Annotated in this window: 11 protein-coding genes; 9 read left to right on the top strand and 2 right to left on the bottom strand. The window is 72.3% G+C overall.

Translation table 11 applies throughout. The annotated features are described in order from the left end of the window. Nucleotides 1-26: 26 nt before the first annotated feature. The gene (locus tag H1W00_RS09670; protein ID WP_181755511.1) at nucleotides 27-494 is read right to left on the bottom strand and encodes a hypothetical protein; all 468 of its coding nucleotides are present in this window, start codon (nucleotides 492-494) and stop codon (nucleotides 27-29) included. Between the two features lie 60 nt (nucleotides 495-554). On the opposite strand from H1W00_RS09670, the gene H1W00_RS09675 reads away from it, so the two are divergent. Genes H1W00_RS09675 through H1W00_RS09690 form a run of 4 tightly spaced genes read left to right on the top strand, consistent with a single transcriptional unit; the run spans nucleotide 555 to nucleotide 6084 of the window. Beyond that, on the top strand, nucleotides 555-1262 hold the full coding sequence (locus H1W00_RS09675; protein ID WP_181755512.1) for a sugar phosphate nucleotidyltransferase: 708 nt from the start codon (nucleotides 555-557) through the stop codon (nucleotides 1260-1262). Then, the gene (locus H1W00_RS09680; protein ID WP_181755513.1) at nucleotides 1253-3223 is read left to right on the top strand and encodes an acyltransferase family protein; all 1971 of its coding nucleotides are present in this window, start codon (nucleotides 1253-1255) and stop codon (nucleotides 3221-3223) included. Before H1W00_RS09675 ends, H1W00_RS09680 begins: the two co-directional genes overlap by 10 nt. Continuing rightward, on the top strand, nucleotides 3220-5205 hold the full coding sequence (locus H1W00_RS09685; protein ID WP_181755514.1) for an acyltransferase family protein: 1986 nt from the start codon (nucleotides 3220-3222) through the stop codon (nucleotides 5203-5205). The genes H1W00_RS09680 and H1W00_RS09685 overlap by 4 nt, the downstream gene beginning before the upstream one ends. Nucleotides 5206-5250: 45 nt before the next feature. Beyond that, nucleotides 5251-6084 (top strand): class I SAM-dependent methyltransferase, encoded by an 834-nt coding sequence (locus tag H1W00_RS09690; protein ID WP_181755515.1) that lies wholly within the window; start codon nucleotides 5251-5253, stop codon nucleotides 6082-6084. A 45-nt stretch (nucleotides 6085-6129) separates the two neighbouring features. Here H1W00_RS09690 and H1W00_RS09695 read toward each other — a convergent pair whose 3' ends face one another. Then, nucleotides 6130-7317 carry a lipopolysaccharide biosynthesis protein gene (locus tag H1W00_RS09695; protein WP_181755516.1) on the bottom strand — a complete coding sequence of 396 codons (1188 nt, stop codon included), beginning with the start codon at nucleotides 7315-7317 and terminating at the stop codon, nucleotides 6130-6132. A 113-nt stretch (nucleotides 7318-7430) separates the two neighbouring features. Here H1W00_RS09695 and H1W00_RS09700 point away from each other — a divergent pair, with 113 nt between their 5' ends. From H1W00_RS09700 to H1W00_RS09720, 5 genes are all read left to right on the top strand, one after another. Further along, complete coding sequence (locus H1W00_RS09700; RefSeq protein ID WP_181755517.1) at nucleotides 7431-11519, top strand: alpha-(1->3)-arabinofuranosyltransferase domain-containing protein; 4089 nt, start codon at nucleotides 7431-7433, stop codon at nucleotides 11517-11519. Next, entirely contained in the window at nucleotides 11512-12327 is an 816-nt protein-coding gene (locus H1W00_RS09705; RefSeq protein WP_181755518.1) for a glycosyltransferase family 2 protein, read from the top strand. Before H1W00_RS09700 ends, H1W00_RS09705 begins: the two co-directional genes overlap by 8 nt. 10 nt (nucleotides 12328-12337) lie before the next feature. Continuing rightward, on the top strand, nucleotides 12338-13444 hold the full coding sequence (locus H1W00_RS17070) for a glycosyltransferase (protein WP_206679995.1): 1107 nt from the start codon (nucleotides 12338-12340) through the stop codon (nucleotides 13442-13444). Then, a complete protein-coding gene (locus H1W00_RS09715) occupies nucleotides 13444-15168 on the top strand; it encodes an MmpA family trehalose lipid delivery protein (RefSeq protein ID WP_181755519.1) in 1725 nt (574 codons plus the stop codon). Before H1W00_RS17070 ends, H1W00_RS09715 begins: the two co-directional genes overlap by 1 nt. A gap of 97 nt (nucleotides 15169-15265) precedes the next feature. After that, entirely contained in the window at nucleotides 15266-15412 is a 147-nt protein-coding gene (locus tag H1W00_RS09720; protein ID WP_153302813.1) for a hypothetical protein, read from the top strand. Nucleotides 15413-15463: the final 51 nt, after the last annotated feature.

Raw genomic sequence — 15463 nt, forward strand, 5'->3', positions numbered from 1 at the left:
GAGGCAGCGGGCGGGGCCCGCGGGACTCAGCGGCCGTCTTCGAGGAGCCGGCGGCGGGCGCCGCCGTCTGCGAGGTCGTCACGGTCGGCGCGATCGTCACGGTCGGCGCGATCGTCGTAGCGGTCGTGGTCCGAGGCGGACTCGTAGCTGCCGCTGTACTCCGAGCGGCTGCCGCGGGCACGCTCCACCTGGTGGCTGAAGCCGAACAGCGCCGCACCGACGCCGGCGATGCCGACCGCGGCGACGATCGAGGCGATCGCCCGGTAGAGGTACTGCGTGTTGATCGGGCCGCAGACCCCTTCCTGGAACTTGTCCGAGGGCGGCTGCAGCGCGGATCCGCACTCGAAGATCGCGCCGGAGCTGGTCTGGATGTCGGTGATGGGCGTCAGCAGCAGGTAGATCCCGTAGGCCAGAAAGGGGATCGCCGCGAGGATCGCGACCTTCGTACCGAGGTTCGGCACGGGGCGAGAACGCACATCAGGGTCGTCGAGCATGTGACGCATACTACTATGACCAGCGCCGTGCGTACGCGCGGGTAACCAAGAGTTAGGGCAGTGTCTGTGCGCCGTGGGATCGTCCTCGCTGGGGGTCTCGGGACCCGTCTGCGAGCCGCGGTCGGCGACCTGCCCAAGCCGCTCGTCGAGGTCGCGGGCCAGCCCCTCGTCGCCCACCAGATCCACCGCCTCGTCGAGGCGGGCGTGCCCGATGTCGTCGTCGCCGTGGGCTTCGGCGCCCAGCAGGTGCAGGACGCCCTGGGCACCGGCGAGCGCTGGGGCGCCCGGCTGACGTACAGCCGCGAGGACCAGCCGCTCGGCACCGGTGGCGCACTCGCCCTGGCCGCGCGCACGGTGGGGGCCGACGACACGGTGGTCGTCGTCAACGGCGACCTGCTCTCGCGGCACGACCTCGCCGCGCAGATCGCCGCGTTCGAGGGCTCGGGCGCGGCCGGCTCGATCCACGTCCGCGAGGTGCCCGACGCCCGCGCGTACGGCGTCGTCTCGCTCGACGACACCGGAACGCGCATCACGGGCTTCCACGAGAAGCCGGTGGAGGCGGGCCCGGGCCTGGTCAACGCCGGCACGTACGTGATGCGTGGCGACGTCCTGCTGGGACTGCCCTCCACCGTGCCGCTGTCGCTCGAGGTCGACGTCTTCCCCGCGCTGGTCTCGAGCGCCGACGTCCGCGCCCATCGCGAGGACGCGGCCTTCCTCGACGTCGGCACGCCCGAGGCGCTCGAGCAGGCACGGCAGGCGTGGCGGTGACGGCTCGCACCACGAGCAGGATCTCGTCCCTGGACGGCCTGCGGGGGATCGCCATGGTGATCTTCCTGCTCTTCCACGTCGGGGTGCCCGGGCTCGACGGCGCCTGGACCGGACTGAGCCTGTTCTTCGTCATGTCCGCCTACCTGATCACCCTGCTGCTCCTGCGCGAGCGCGATCGGTTCGGCCGGATGGACGTGGTGGCGTTCTACCGCCGGCGCGCCCGGCGCCTCCTCCCGGCGCTCTTCGTCCTGCTGGCCGTGGTCGGCACGTGGGGCCTGCTGTTCGCCGACGACCTCGCGCGCCGCGGCCTGCGCGGCGACATGCTCGCCAGCCTCGGCTTCGTGATGAACTGGCGTCTGGTGGGGGAGGCCGACCAGTACTTCTCCACGTTCGGCCAGCCGTCCGTGCTCCGGCACCTGTGGACCCTGTCCGTCGAGGAGCAGTTCTACCTCTGCCTGCCGCTGCTGCTCGTGGTGCTCTTCCTGCTGCCGCCGCGGCTCGCGATCCCGCTGCTGGCTGCGGGAGCCGTCGCCTCGGCGTGGTGGACCGCCCAGATCGGGCTCGGCGACGCCTCGGCGGTGGCGCACTCCTACTACGGGACGGACACGCGCGCCCAGTCGCTGCTTGGGGGGATGATCGCCGCGTTCGTCCATCACGCGTGGCGCAGCGGACCTCCGTCGGCGCTGCGTCGTTCCGGTCCCGCCCTCGCCTGGGTCGGCGTGGTGGCCTGCGGTGCGTTCATGGTCCTCATCGAGCCGATGGACCCGTTCATGTTCGAGCAGGGAGGCCTGCTGCTGCAGGCGTTCGTCGTCGGGCTGCTGTTGCTGCTGCTGGCGCACGGGATCGCGGGGTCCGCGGGCCGCTTCCTCGGCTGGGCGCCGTTCGCCTACCTCGGGGTGCGGAGCTACGGGATCTACCTCTACCACTGGCCGATCACGCTGTGGCTCGAGCAGGCGTTCCCGGGAACCCCTCTCTGGGTCGCCGTTCCCGTCGTCCTGGGGCTGAGCGTGCTCATCGCCGCGGCCAGCTACCGGTGGCTGGAGGAGCCGGTCATTCGCGGCGGGCTCCGCGCGCTCGTCCCCGCGCGCCGTCGACCGCGACTCGTCGCCGTGGCCGCACCGGTCCTCGTGGTGGCGCTCGCGGTCCAGGTGGGCAACGTGGGCGCCTCCGCCTCGGAGATGGACGGGCGCGCCGTCGACGTGCCCGCGCTCAGCGACGACGACCCTGCGTACGAGCCGAAGGACCGCCCCACGCGGGTCGCGCTGTACGGCGACTCCGTGGCCCAGAACCTCGTCACGTACTTCCCGACGGCGAACCATCCGGACCTGCTGGTGGGCAGTGTCGCGGTGCCCGGCTGCGACCTCGTCGACCTCACCCCGGCGTGGAACCGTGAGCTGGGCGGCGCTCCCACCGCCGAGTGCCGCGACAGCCGGACGAACCTCGGCGAGCGCCTGCGCGACCTGGACGCCGACACGGTCGTCCTCGTCACCGGGAGCCTGCTGTCGATCCCGCACCACGTGGAGGGTGACGACGGGCCGGTGTGGTGGCTGCAGGACGCGCCCTACCGCGCGGCCGTCGAGTCCGCCCTGGACGGGCTGCTCGCCCAGGCGGACGACGCCGGGGTCTCGACGCAGATCGCGACCATCCCGTGCCGGATCGACGGTCGGGAGGGGCACGCCGAGGCGCTGCGCGCCTACCTCGAGGCCCATCCCGAGGTCGCGAAGGCGACCTCGGACCCCACCGAGGTGAACACCTGGATCCGCGAGTGGGCGCAGTCGCGCGGCGTGGCCGTTCTCGACCTCTACGACGCCCTCGGCTGCGAGGACGGGTTCCGCCCGGTGATCAAGGGCGTCACGCTCTACGCGGATCAGCTGCACTTCTCCGATGCGGGTGCCGCCATGGTCTGGACCTGGCTCGCGCCGCGCGTCCGTGCCCAAGCGGCCGGGAGCCCGGCCCGATGAAGATCGCGGAGATGCTCCGGACGAGCCAAGGAGCTCGAAGCGCCCCGCTCGACGGCGTGCGCGGACTCGCGGTGGTCGTGCTGCTGGCCTACCACTTCGGCGTGGAGGCGCTGCAGGGCGCGTGGATCGGGATCAGCCTGTTCTTCGTCTTCTCCGGTTACGTCATCACCACCATCCTGCTCAAGGAGCAGGCGCGGTTCGGCCGCGTGAGCTATCTGGAGTTCTTCCGCCGGCGGGCTCGCCGGCTGCTGCCCGCGCTCGCGCTGCTCATCGTGGTCGTCGGGACGTGGGCCCTCGTGGCGGCCGATCACGCGACCCGCCGCGAGATGAAGGGCGACATCCTGGCGACGCTCGGGTTCGTCCAGAACTGGAGGCTCGTCTCGCAGGCGGACCAGTACTTCGCCGAGCTCGGCGATCCCTCCTTCTTCCGGCACGTCTGGACCCTCTCGGTGGAGGAGCAGTTCTACCTCGTGGCGCCGTTCGCGGCCGTGCTCCTGGTCCGTCACGTGGCGTCACGGGCGACCCGGGTCGTGGTCGTCCTCGGCCTGGCCCTGTTGTCCGCGTGGTGGATGGCGCAGGTCGGGCTCGCCACGTCGGAGGCCGTCGCACACTCCTACTACGGCACCGACACCCGCGTGCAGGCGCTGCTGGCGGGCATGGCGGTTGCGTTCGCCGTGGGACCCGACCGCCACGGGCGTCGCCCGCGGCCCATGACCTCGTGGACGGCCGGCTTCTGGGCCTGGGCGGCCACGCTGACGTCGATCGTCGGTTTCTTCGTGGTGCCGCCGCTGGCCCCGGTGATGTTCGAGAAGGGCGGGATGCTCGTGCTGTCCCTCCTCACCGCGGTCGGCCTGGCCGGCGCGGTGCAGTCGGGATCCGGACTCTTCCGACGCGTCTTCAGCTGGGGACCTCTCGTGTACCTCGGCATCCTCACCTACGGCCTCTACCTGTGGCACTGGCCGGTCGCGCTGTGGATCGACCGCTACGCGCCCGACCTGTCGGGGCCGGCCGAGCTCCTCCTCGGCTCCGCGGCCACGTTCGCGATCGCGGCGGCCAGCTTCCACCTCATCGAGCTGCCCGTCATGCTGGGCGGCCTCTCCCAGCTCACCGGCACCGTGGGACGGGGCCGGGTCCTGGCCGTCGCCACGACCTGCGCCGTGGTGGTCCTCGCGTTCGCGGTCGGCCGCGTGCCCACCGTCGAGCAGGACATCGCCGCGGGCCGTGTCCCGCAGCTGGTGGAGGGCAGCGACCCCTACGTGCCCGGCGACGAGCAGATCCGCGTCGGGATCTACGGCGACTCCGTTCCCCACTACCTGTCGAAGCGCTTCCCCCGGTCGACCTACGGCGACATCGAGCTGGTGAATCTGGCGGTGGAGGGGTGCAGCCTGCTGCCCCTGACCACCTACTGGTCGCCCGGCTACCGCGAGCCCGTCAAGGCCTCCTGCCGCCAGAGTCGTGAGGAGATGGCGTCGGTCCTGGAGCGCGAGCGAGTCGACGTGCTCGTGCTCATGGTGGGCACCGACCTGGGCACGCTCCACGAACGCGAGGACGGATCGCTCGTGCAGCCGGGCAGCGACGAGCTGCGGACGATGGTGGACGAGCAGCTCGACGACCTGCGGGCCGCCGCTGACTCCGCAGGCGTCTCGCAGGTACAGCTCGTGACGCTGCCGTGCCGCGAGGTCTCGGTCGACCGGTTGCCGTCGCCGCCGTTCGACCAGGAGTGGATGGCCGACCACCCCGAGATCGCCGGGCACCTGGCCGACCCCGTGGCCGCCAACGGCTGGTTCGAGGAGTGGGCGGCGCGCTCGGACGCGCCGGTCCTGGACCTCTACGACGCCCTTCAGTGCAGTGAGGGGTTCCAGCGACGCGTCAACGGCGTCACCCTCTTCGAGGACGCACTGCACTTCTCCGACGAGGCCACCCCGATGGTCTGGACCTGGCTGGCGCCGGCGATCCGTGAACGTTGGCGGACCCGGGCGTGAACCCCCTTCTTTCCCTATAGGCTGATCGCCGCACGAAAGGCACCCATGGACACCTCCGCATTCTTCGACCGAGCTCCCACCCTCTTCCCCGGCGATCCCCAGGACACCGATCCGATCGATCCGTACTGGGACCAGGTCAAGGGCGACGTCACGGGCTTCACCTCCTCCAACGAGCTGGCGATGCTCAACCTGGCCGCCGCGATCATGCCGGCGGACGAGGCGTACCTCGAGGTCGGCACCTTCAAGGGCCGCTCGATGTGCGGCACGGTGCGCGACAACGCCGACAAGGTCTTCTACGCCATGGAGAACTTCCTCGAGTTCGGGATGGCCGGCCAGGAGGCCCGGACCGAGCTGATGGACAACCTGGCGAAGTACGGCGCCGGTGCCGACGTCCGCCTGCTCGAGGGCGACTGCTTCAAGCTGATGGCCGTCCCCGGCATCATCGACCGCCCGGTCGGCGTCTACTTCTACGACGGCGAGCACACGCTGCTGGCGCACTACCTCGCGCTGGCTGTGGTCGAGCCGCTGCTGGCCGACGAGGCGCTCGTCCTGATCGACGACGCCACGTGGCCCGTCGTGCAGCGCGCCCACCGGCTCTTCCTCGACCGTCACCCGGGCTGGACGATCGACGCCACGTGGGACGCAAAGTCCGACGACGACCCGCGGTGGGCCAACGGCCTGCACGCGCTCACGTTCCGACGCACGGCACCGACGGTGCTGAAGGGCCGCGACGAGTGGCTGCGCCGCTACCAGGTGCACGTCCAGAACCGGCTCAACCGGATCGCCTGGAAGGCCGCCACGAAGTTCCCCGGCGTCATGAAGCTCGGCGCCCGCATCATCATGGGTCGCTCGCGCGCGATCGAGCAGAAGCAGGACTGAGGTCCTCAGGGGCGGCGGTCGGGCGTACGCGCTCCGGTCGCCGCCTCAGGCGTGCTGCAGGCGCCGCGAGCGCACGAGCGCCGCACCCACGATCGCGGTCGCGCCCACGGCGCTGACCCCGACGATCTCGTACGGGGTGTCGTGGAACCACAGCACCACGAGCGCGCACTGCGCCGCCACCACGCACCAGGTGAACCGGCCCAGCCACGGGCTGTCGAGGCCCATCTCCGCGAACAGCGACACCTGCACCAGCGCCCACAGCACGCCGAGGGCGACGCACGCGACGGCGAGGGACCCGAACTCGGCGTACTCCGCGCCACCGGCCAGCTCGACCCAGAACTCCGGGGCCGCGGCGATGACCGCGATGCCGACGAGCCCGAGCAGCAGGATCAGCCCGAGCGACCGGCGGAACGAGCGCGCGGCGCGTGGGCCCTGCATGCGCGGGACGAGCAGGAGCGCGACGAACTGCGTGCCCCAGCCCATCGCGCGGCCGAACGTGGCGGCGAGGGCGTAGCCGCCGGAGTCGTGGTCGCCGAGGTACGCCCGGGCGAGTGTCACGTCGATGTTCGTCAGCGCGATGAAGGCACCCAACGACATGGTGGCGCGGATCAGCTCGCCGCCGAGCCTGCGGTCGTCGGCGAGCGTGAGGTCGTCGCGGCACAGCCAGGCGCCGAGCACGGCGACGGCGACCGCGACGAGGAGCAGCAGCGCGAAGACCTCGGCCACGCTGAGGCCCAGCGCCGCACCCCCGGCGCCGGCGGCCAGGCGGCCGGCCGCCGTGGCCACGTAGATCACGGACAGCGCGACGAGCCGGTCGCGCCCGAGCAGGATTCCCTGGAAGGCTCCCGTGAGCGTCATCGGCACGAGCGTCAGGCCGAGCCAGACCGCGGACCAGGCCGTGTCGAGCCGGAAGGCGCTGGACAGCAGGGGAGCGGCGACGATCGTGGCCGCGGCGAGGGCGACGCCGACGCCGAGCGCGGTGCGCACCCCGCGCGAGTCGTGGGTGGCGCCCGCGACATGGCGCGCGACGATGACCTGCAGCGCCCCGGCCGGGACCGACAGGACGATGCCGTAGGCCGAGAGCGCGGAGAAGCCGCCGAAGTCCGACGGGCCGAGGGCGCGCGAGAGGACGAGGACGAAGACGTAGCTGAGGAGATTGGCCAGCGCCATCGTGATGCCGAGGGCCGCTCCGGAGCCCGAACGCGTGCGTGAAGGGGATGACGGGCGGGGCATGGCGCCCTCAGGCTACCGGCTTCGTGACTCTCCGGTAACAGGATGTGTGATGCGGGCTATATTGGACGACGCTGTGCCCGCGGCCGCTGCGGCCGAACCCTGAGGGAGTCCCTGTGCGTCTGTTCACCCACTACCGATTCGTGGTGGGCTCGGCGATCCTCGCGCTGGCTCTCGTCATCGGCCTCAACGGCTGGGGCACCTTCTACACCGACATCAAGCCCGAGGTCTACGTCCGCCCCTGGCAGATGCTCGGCCAGTACCTCTCGTCGTGGACCTCCTCGCCCTACCTCGGCTCGCCGAACTTCAACGTCGGGCTGGCCCCGGTGCTGCTCGTCCTGTCCGGGCTGCGGGGGATCGGCCTGTCGCCGGAGATGACCTTCAAGGTCTTCCACTTCGTGCTGTGGCTGGTGGCCGCGTGGGGCGCGGCGCGCCTGACGCGCACGATCGCGCCGCAGGTCGGCCGCTGGGGCGGACTCCTGGCCGCCGTGCTCCTGCTGGCCAATCCCTACACGATCAGCGCCGGCGCCACCCTGGCCATCGCGCTGCCGCTGGCCCTGCTGCCGTGGCAGCTGCTGTGCCTCGTCCACGGCCTGCGGCGCCCGGCCAGCTGGGCGTGGCCGGCCCTGTTCGGCCTGACGTTCTTCGCGATGAGCGGCATGAACGTGGCGGTCGTGCCGCTGTTCCAGCTGCTGGCCGTCATCCCCGTCGTCCTGGCCATCCGCGCCAGCGACGGCCTCCGGTGGCTCGACGCGCTGATCGTGCTGGCGAAGTCGGCCCTGTTCGTCGTCCTGCTCTCCCTCTACTGGCTGGTCCCGGCGTTCGCCGCCCTCACGACCGGTGCGCAGATCGTCGAGGGCTCGGAGTCCCTCACCGGCATCGCCAAGGTCTCGTCGCTGACCGAGGTGCTGCGCGGCCTCGGCCTCTGGCCGCTCTACGGCTCCAGCTCCACCGGGCCGTGGGTCCCCGAGCACGCCGTCTACGTCGTCAGCCCGCTGATCATGCTGCTCACCGCGGCGTGGCCGGCGCTGGGCCTGACCGCCCTGGCGTGGGCGCGCACTCGCGCCCGGGTGTTCGTGTCGGTCGCCGTCTTCGGCGCCGCGATCGTCATGATCGGTGTCTTCCCGACCGAGGACGGGCCGGCGTCGCCGTTCGGCCGCCTCCTGGGCGAGATCCTCCAGGTCCCGGCGCTGTCGGCGTTCCGCACGACCAACAAGATCGGCGCGGTGCTGGCCGTTGCGATGACGATCGGCATCGTCATCACGGTGATGCACCTCGGGCCGCGCGTGTGGCGCTGGCACCCGGCGCGCACGGTGGTCGTGGTGGTGGCCGCGAGCATCTTCGCGGCGTGGTCCCTGCCGGCGCTGGCTGGTCGCCTCTACATCTCGCCGATCGACATCCCCGACTACTGGAGCGAGGCGGCCGCCTCGGTGGACGAGAGCAGCCAGCCGGGCTCCGTCCTCGTCCTGCCCGGTCAGGTCCGGCCCTTCTACCGGTGGACCGAGGAGCGTCCCGACGATGTCGTGAACGCGCTGTTCGACCGTCGCGCGGTGGTGCCCGAGACCACGCCGAACGCGTCCCCGCCCGGCGTGAACTTCCTCTCCGCCCTCGACGGGTCGGCGCAGTCCGGCACGTCCACCGGGGCCGCCGTGTCCACGATGGCGCGCTACCTCGGCGCCGGACAGGTGCTGCTGCGCAACGACGTCGTGTGGGAGAACACCGGCGGCGCCCGCCCCGCGGAGATGAACCAGCTCGTCGCGAACGACCCGGGCCTGTTCGGCCGCCAGAACTTCGGCGTCCCCGGCCAGAACACCCTGTCACCCGCGATGGAGGACCCCTTCTTCCACGGCGAGAACCTGCTGCCGCCCGTCCAGGTCTACGACGTCGGCGGGGCCCGCGAGTCCCTCCGCGCCGTGCCGCTGGACGGACAGGTCATCGTGGCCGGCGACGGCTTCGCGTTCCCCGCGCTGGCCGAGGCGAGACTGCTCGACTCGTCGCCCCTCGTGCGGTACGCCCAGGACCTTTCCACCGACGAGTTCTCCAGCGCCCTCGACACCGCCGGTCGGATGGTCCTGACCGACACGAACGCGCGGCGCAGCGTCATCTCCAACCGGCTGACGGTGGGACAGGGTCCGCTGCTGCGCGAGGACCAGGATCCGGGTGCCACCCGCACCCTCGGCACCGACACGGACGACCAGACCGTGCGCGTGGACTCGGTCGTGAAGGTGACCACCTCACGGTCGGGCGGCACGTTCTTCGACCTTCCCTACGGCACCGGCGACTTCGCGGTCGACGGTGATCTCACCACGGGCTGGCGCTTCGGCGACTTCGGCACCGCCGCCGGCCAGCGCCTCGTGGCCACGCTGGACGAGCCCGTCGAGCTGGACGAGGTGCCGATCGCGCAGCTGCCGATCGGCGACGTCCAGATCGACGAGGTCACCGTGTCGGCGGGGGGCCGCAGCGACACGATCACCCTGCCCGAGACCGGGCTGGCCACGGCGCGACTCGGGGGAGTGGAGGCGGACGAGGTCACCGTCACGGTCGAGTCCACCCGCGGCGAGGGCTTCAACTTCGTGGGCATCGCCGAGATCGGGTTGGGTGGCAAGCAGGCCCACGTGGCCGGTCGCACCCCGCTGACCCTGTCGAACACCTACGACGAGCTCGACTCCTCCGATCGCCTCCGCTTCTCGCGAACGCCCCTCGACGTGCTGCTGACGCGCGTCCAGAACACGCCGTCCACGAACGACGACTCCGAGCGCGCCCTGAACCGGGTGGTGACCCTGCCCGACCGGCGCGCCTTCGAGACCAGCGCCGAGGTCCGCGTCAGCGGACCGGTCGAGGTGATGTACGACCGGGTCGAGGGTCGCGGCAAGGACGTCGAAGCGGAGTCCAGCGGCTTCTACTTCGACAACCCGGCCAACCGCGCGTCGCGGGCCGCCGACGGCGACGCCGACACGGGCTGGGTGCCCGGCGGCACCACTCGCGGGTCCTGGTGGGAGATCCGCGGCGACGCGCGCCGGATCGACCAGGTGCGCCTCGTGCAGGAGGCCGCCACGATCAACGACGAGCAGACCCGGCACCACGCCACCCGCGTGACGGTCAGCGTCGACGGAGTCGACGTGGCACAGTCCGAGATCGGCCTCGGCGAGACCACGATCGACCTCGACCGGCCGGTCCGTGGCTCCGCGGTGCGGGTGACCATCGACGGGATCACGGGCGACCCGAGGGGCGTGCCCGCCACCTTCACCACGATCGACACCGGACTCGAGCTGCCCGAGGCCGACGGCGGCGAGCACTGCCTGCCGGTCGCCGTCCTCGACGGCGAGGGCCTGCTGATGAAGCCCCAGACCAGCCTGCTCGCGCGCAGCGACCAGCAGGGCACCCGCTGGGTCGGCTGCGAGCCCACCCGGCTGGAGGCCGGCGAGCACACCATCGACGGCAACCCCGCGTTCGTCCTCGACTCGCTCGAGCTGAGCGACACGCGGGAGTCGCTGGAGCGGTTCGGGTCGCCGATCATCTCCGAGATCACCCGCGAGGGCGATGCGCGCATGACGCTCGACGTCGAGGTCGCCGACGGTCCCTACGCGGTCGTCACCGGTCAGAGCCACAACCCGAACTGGGGTGCCACCGCCGACGGCAAGGACCTCGGCGCCCCGGTGGTCCTCGACGGCTTCTCGTCCGGCTGGATCGTCGAGGACGGTGCCGCCGCCACGATCGACATCCGCTACAAGCCCCAGCTGTGGTCTAACGTCGCGCTCGGTGCCAGCGGTCTCGGCCTGCTCGGGGCGCTCGCTCTCGTCGTTACGGCGCTGGTGCGCCGCCGCCTGTTCGCCCTCCCCGACGGGGTCGCCGGACCCACCGGACTGAGGCCGCGCTGGGCCACCGCGCCGGCCCTCACCGGGGTGGGCGTGGTCGGCGCCGGCCTGCTGCTCGGCTGGGGCGGACTCGCCGGCGCCCTCGTCGCGGCCGCGCTCCTCTGGCTGCGTCCGGTCGACCCGCGCCGCCTCGTGTACGCCGGATCGGCGCTGACGTTCCTGTCGGTCGTGGCCCTGCTGGTCGTCCAGGCGCGACACGACGGCATCGGCGAGCTGTCGGCCGACGTGATCTCGGCGAGCCTCGTCCCGCACCACGTGGCCGCCGCCGGGCTCGTGCTCGCGATCGCCGGCAGCCTCGTCCTGCTCGCGCGGAGGTCGGACGATGACTGAGCCGCTGGTGTCGGTGATCGTCCCGACGCGCAACAACCGCCGCACCATCGAGCGATGCCTGGCGTCGGTCCGCGCCCAGGACCACCCGTACGTCGAGCTGATCGTGGTGGACAACCACAGCTCCGACGGCACCGACGAGATCGCGCAGGGTCTGGCCGACGTCGTCATCACGGCCGGTCCCGAGCGCAGCGCCCAGCGCAACCGCGGGATCCGCGCGGCCGAGGGCGTCTGGATCCTGTGGCTCGACAGCGACATGTACCTGCCTCCCGACGCCGTGAGCGCCGCGGTGCGCACGGCGGCACGCACCGACGCCACCGGTGTGGCGCTGCCCGAGCGCACGATCGGCGACGGCTTCTGGACGGAGTGCCGGGCCCTCGAGCGCGAGTGCTACCTCGACGCCCCGTGGCTGCACAACCCGCGGCTGCTGCGGCGCGCCGACATGCTCGCCGACGGCTTCCACGAGTCGATGTCCGGACCCGAGGACGCCGACCTGCGCTTCCGGATCCGCGACGCGGGCGGCACCGTGGCGCTGGCGCCGGTCGTCGTCGACCACGACGAGGGTCGCCTCACCCTGCGCGACATCTGGCAGAAGCGCTACTACTACGGGCTGAGCCTGCCGACGCTCGTCGACCGGCACGACAGCGCGATGGCCGACCAGGGCAGCGGGGTGCTGCGGGCCTACGCGCAGAACTGGCGCCTTCTCGTGCGACGGCCCGTCCACGCCCTCGGCATGGCGGGCATGCGCGTCATGGAGGCGGCCGGGTACCTGTGGGGCGCCCGTGCGGGTCGCCGCCGGGCCGGGGTGTGAGGATCGTGGGGTGACGCGCGAACTGCTCTGGGTCTCCCTGCCCGACCAGCGGCCGCGTCGCGAGCTCTACTACATGTCGCTCATGGGCGACACGCACGTCACCGCGCTCGCCCGCGACGAGCCCGTCGGCGACCTCACGTGGGTGCCCAGCACCTACCGCCGCCCGATCAAGCGGTTCATCGAGGCCGGTGCGCTCGCGTGGGTGAACGAGCTCCGCGACCAGGACCCGGCCGACTTCGACTGGGTCGCCTCGCTGGAGCTGTGCTCGCTGGTGACCGGCCAGGCAGCGAAGTGGCGCACGAAGGGCACGGGCCGGCGTCCGTTGCAGGCCGTCGTCACGTGGGAGAACCTCGCGCGCCAGCCGCTCTACCGCGTCCCGCCCTACCGCCAGGCGCTGGAGTCGTGCCGTCGGGCCGAGCTGCTGCTGTGCATGGTCGACGCGGCGCGCGACCACCTGCTGGAGAACCGCTTCGACGACGCCGTGATCCGCGTCGTGAAGCCGGGCGTCGACACGTCGATCTTCACGCCGGCCGCCGAGATCGTCGAGCACCCGCGGGTCGTCTTCGTCAGCCCGCTCGCCGAGAACAAGGGCATCGACCGGATCCTCGCGGCGATGGAGCTGGTGCGCCGGCAGATCCCCGAGGCCGAGCTCGTCGTGGCGGGCCGAGGGCCGCTCGAGCCGCTCGTCCGCGCGGCGGCCGACGACCCGCGCAGCGGGGTCACCCTGGTCGGCGGCCTGGACGCGAAGGGCGTCGGCGACCTGCTGCGCAGCGCGGCGGTGTTCACCACCGCCCCACGCCCGACGTGGAAGTGGGAGGAGCAGTTCGGCCTGGCCTACGTGGAGGCGCAGGCCTGCGGCCTGCCCGTCGTCACCACGCGGTGCGGCAGCAACCACGAGGCGATCGCGCCGGGCAACGACTTGCTCGACGTCGAGGGTCCCGACCAGGTCGAGGCGCTGGCCGCCGCGCTGGTGGGCTGGCTCTCCGACCCCGTGCGCCGTCAGTTACAGGCTGAGGCGAACCGCGCGTGGGTCGCCGAGCACCACGACCTGCGCACGCAGTGCCGGCGGATGGGCGAGGCCTTCGCCGAGATGGAACACCTGCACGGGGCGCGTTGATGAGGCGCTTCACGACCCCCGCGTTCGTGGGGGCCGCCACCGGCCTCGTGGCCGCCGCCCTGATCCTCGGCCCGGCGTTGCTGCCGGGGCTGCAGCTCAACTACGACATGGTGTTCGTGCCGGAGCTGGGCTTCGGAGAGCGGACCCTGGGCGTCGACGGATCCGTTCCGCGCGCCGTGCCGAACGACCTCGTCGTCGCGGCCCTGTCCACCTTCCTGCCCGGCTGGCTGGTCCAGAAGCTGCTCCTCGTGACCGTGTTCGTGGCGGCCGGCGCCGGCGCCGGGTCGCTGCTGCCCGGGCGCAGCGCCGCCGTCGCGGGAGCCCTCGTGGCGTGCTGGAACCCGTGGGTCGCCGAGCGGCTCGCGATCGGGCACTGGGGCTACCTGCTCGGGTACGCGTCCCTGTTCTGGGTCGTGCGCACGGCCGGGCGGCTGCGGCGCGGCGAGTCGCCCACCGGCGCCCTCGGGGTCGTGATGGCCCTGGCCGGCCTCTCCGGGTCGACCGGTGCGGTGCTGGCCGTCGTCACCGCCACCGCCGTGCTGCTGGCGGGATCGCGCTGGCCCCGGGCGTGGCGCGCGTGGGGCTGGGCGATGGCGGTCTCGGTGCTGGTCGCCGCCTCGTGGTGGTTCCCGTTCCTGCGGTCGCAGGCGTCGTCCTCGGCCGACTCGGCGGGCGTCGAGGCCTTCGCCGCCCGCGGCGACACCCCGTGGGGCATGGTCGGCTCGGTCCTCACGGGCGGCGGCATCTGGAACCAGGCCTCCTGGTTCGCCGAGCGCCAGAGCCTCCTGCTGTCCGGCGTCGCCCTGCTGGGTGTGCTGGTCGCGGTCGCCGTCGCCTGGTCTAACGCCAGGGTCCGGTCGCGGCCCGAGTACCTCGGCGCCGCCGTGGCCGGGCTGGTCGGCCTCGTCGCAGCGATCGTCGCGGGCCTCCCGGGCGGACGTGAGCTCGTGTCGTTCGTCGTCCTGCAGCTGCCGGGCGGCGGACTGGTGCGCGACGGCCAGAAGTTCGCCGCGCTGTGGATGGTGGCGGTCTCCCTCGCGGTCGGACTCAGCGCCGCTCGCCTCGGCGCGGCCGCCACGCGACGCGGGGTGAGCCGCTGGGTCGCCGGCGGACTGGCCGCCGCCACGGGCCTGGTCGCCGTGGTCACGCTGCCGGGCCTGGCGTGGGCCGGGGGCGGACGCTGGAGCTCGGTCGACCTGCCCGTCGACTTCACGTTCGTGGCCGAGCGCCTGGAGCAGGCCGAGCCCGGAGCCGTCGCCGTGCTGCCGTGGACCCAGTACCGACGGTACGACTGGAACGACGACCGGGTCGTGCTAGACCCGTGGCCCCGCCTGCTCGAGCGGGACGTCCGGGTGAACGATGCGCTGCCGCTGCGCGACGGCGTGGTGGCGGGGGAGGACCCGCGGGCCGCGGAGGTGACACGAGCCCTCGCGGCGCCCGAGGGCGACGTTCTCGCCGCGCTGCGGGCGGCCGGCGTGCGTCACGTGCTGCTGCAGACCGACCAGCCCGGCCCCACGCTGAATGCCCTTCAGCTCGGTGGCGCCGAGCTGCGGATCCGCACCGACGCGCTGCAGTGGTGGGACCTCGGGGACGAGGGACTGGCCACCGTGCCGGGTGCGGAGCCGATCGACCACCTCGGTCTCGTGCTGGGCGCCCTGGGCCTCGCGCTGGCCGCGGCCGGGGTGGTCGCACGAGCCGTGAAACGCCGCGATCCGGCGGCCTGAGGACCTTGTCCCACCGGTGTGTCATCCACGGGACAAGCCGCCGGAGGGCTGCTAGGCTACCGATAAGTATTTCCTCGACTACGGAAAACAGGGGCACATGAGCGAGAACGCAGTCTGGACCATCGGCGGCAGCGCTGCCGGGATCATTCTCGGAATCCTTGCGGTCTTGGGCATCGTCGCGAGCCAGACCGCTGTCAAGCAGGATCAGACGCACTCGTCCGTCATCGCGTACGACGAGTCCTGATCGATCCGGGGTGATCCACCCCACCACCGACGAACCCCGCGCGACGCCCGA

It is taken from the genome of Aeromicrobium phoceense, from assembly GCF_013868155.1.
Lineage (GTDB): Bacteria > Actinomycetota > Actinomycetes > Propionibacteriales > Nocardioidaceae > Aeromicrobium > Aeromicrobium phoceense.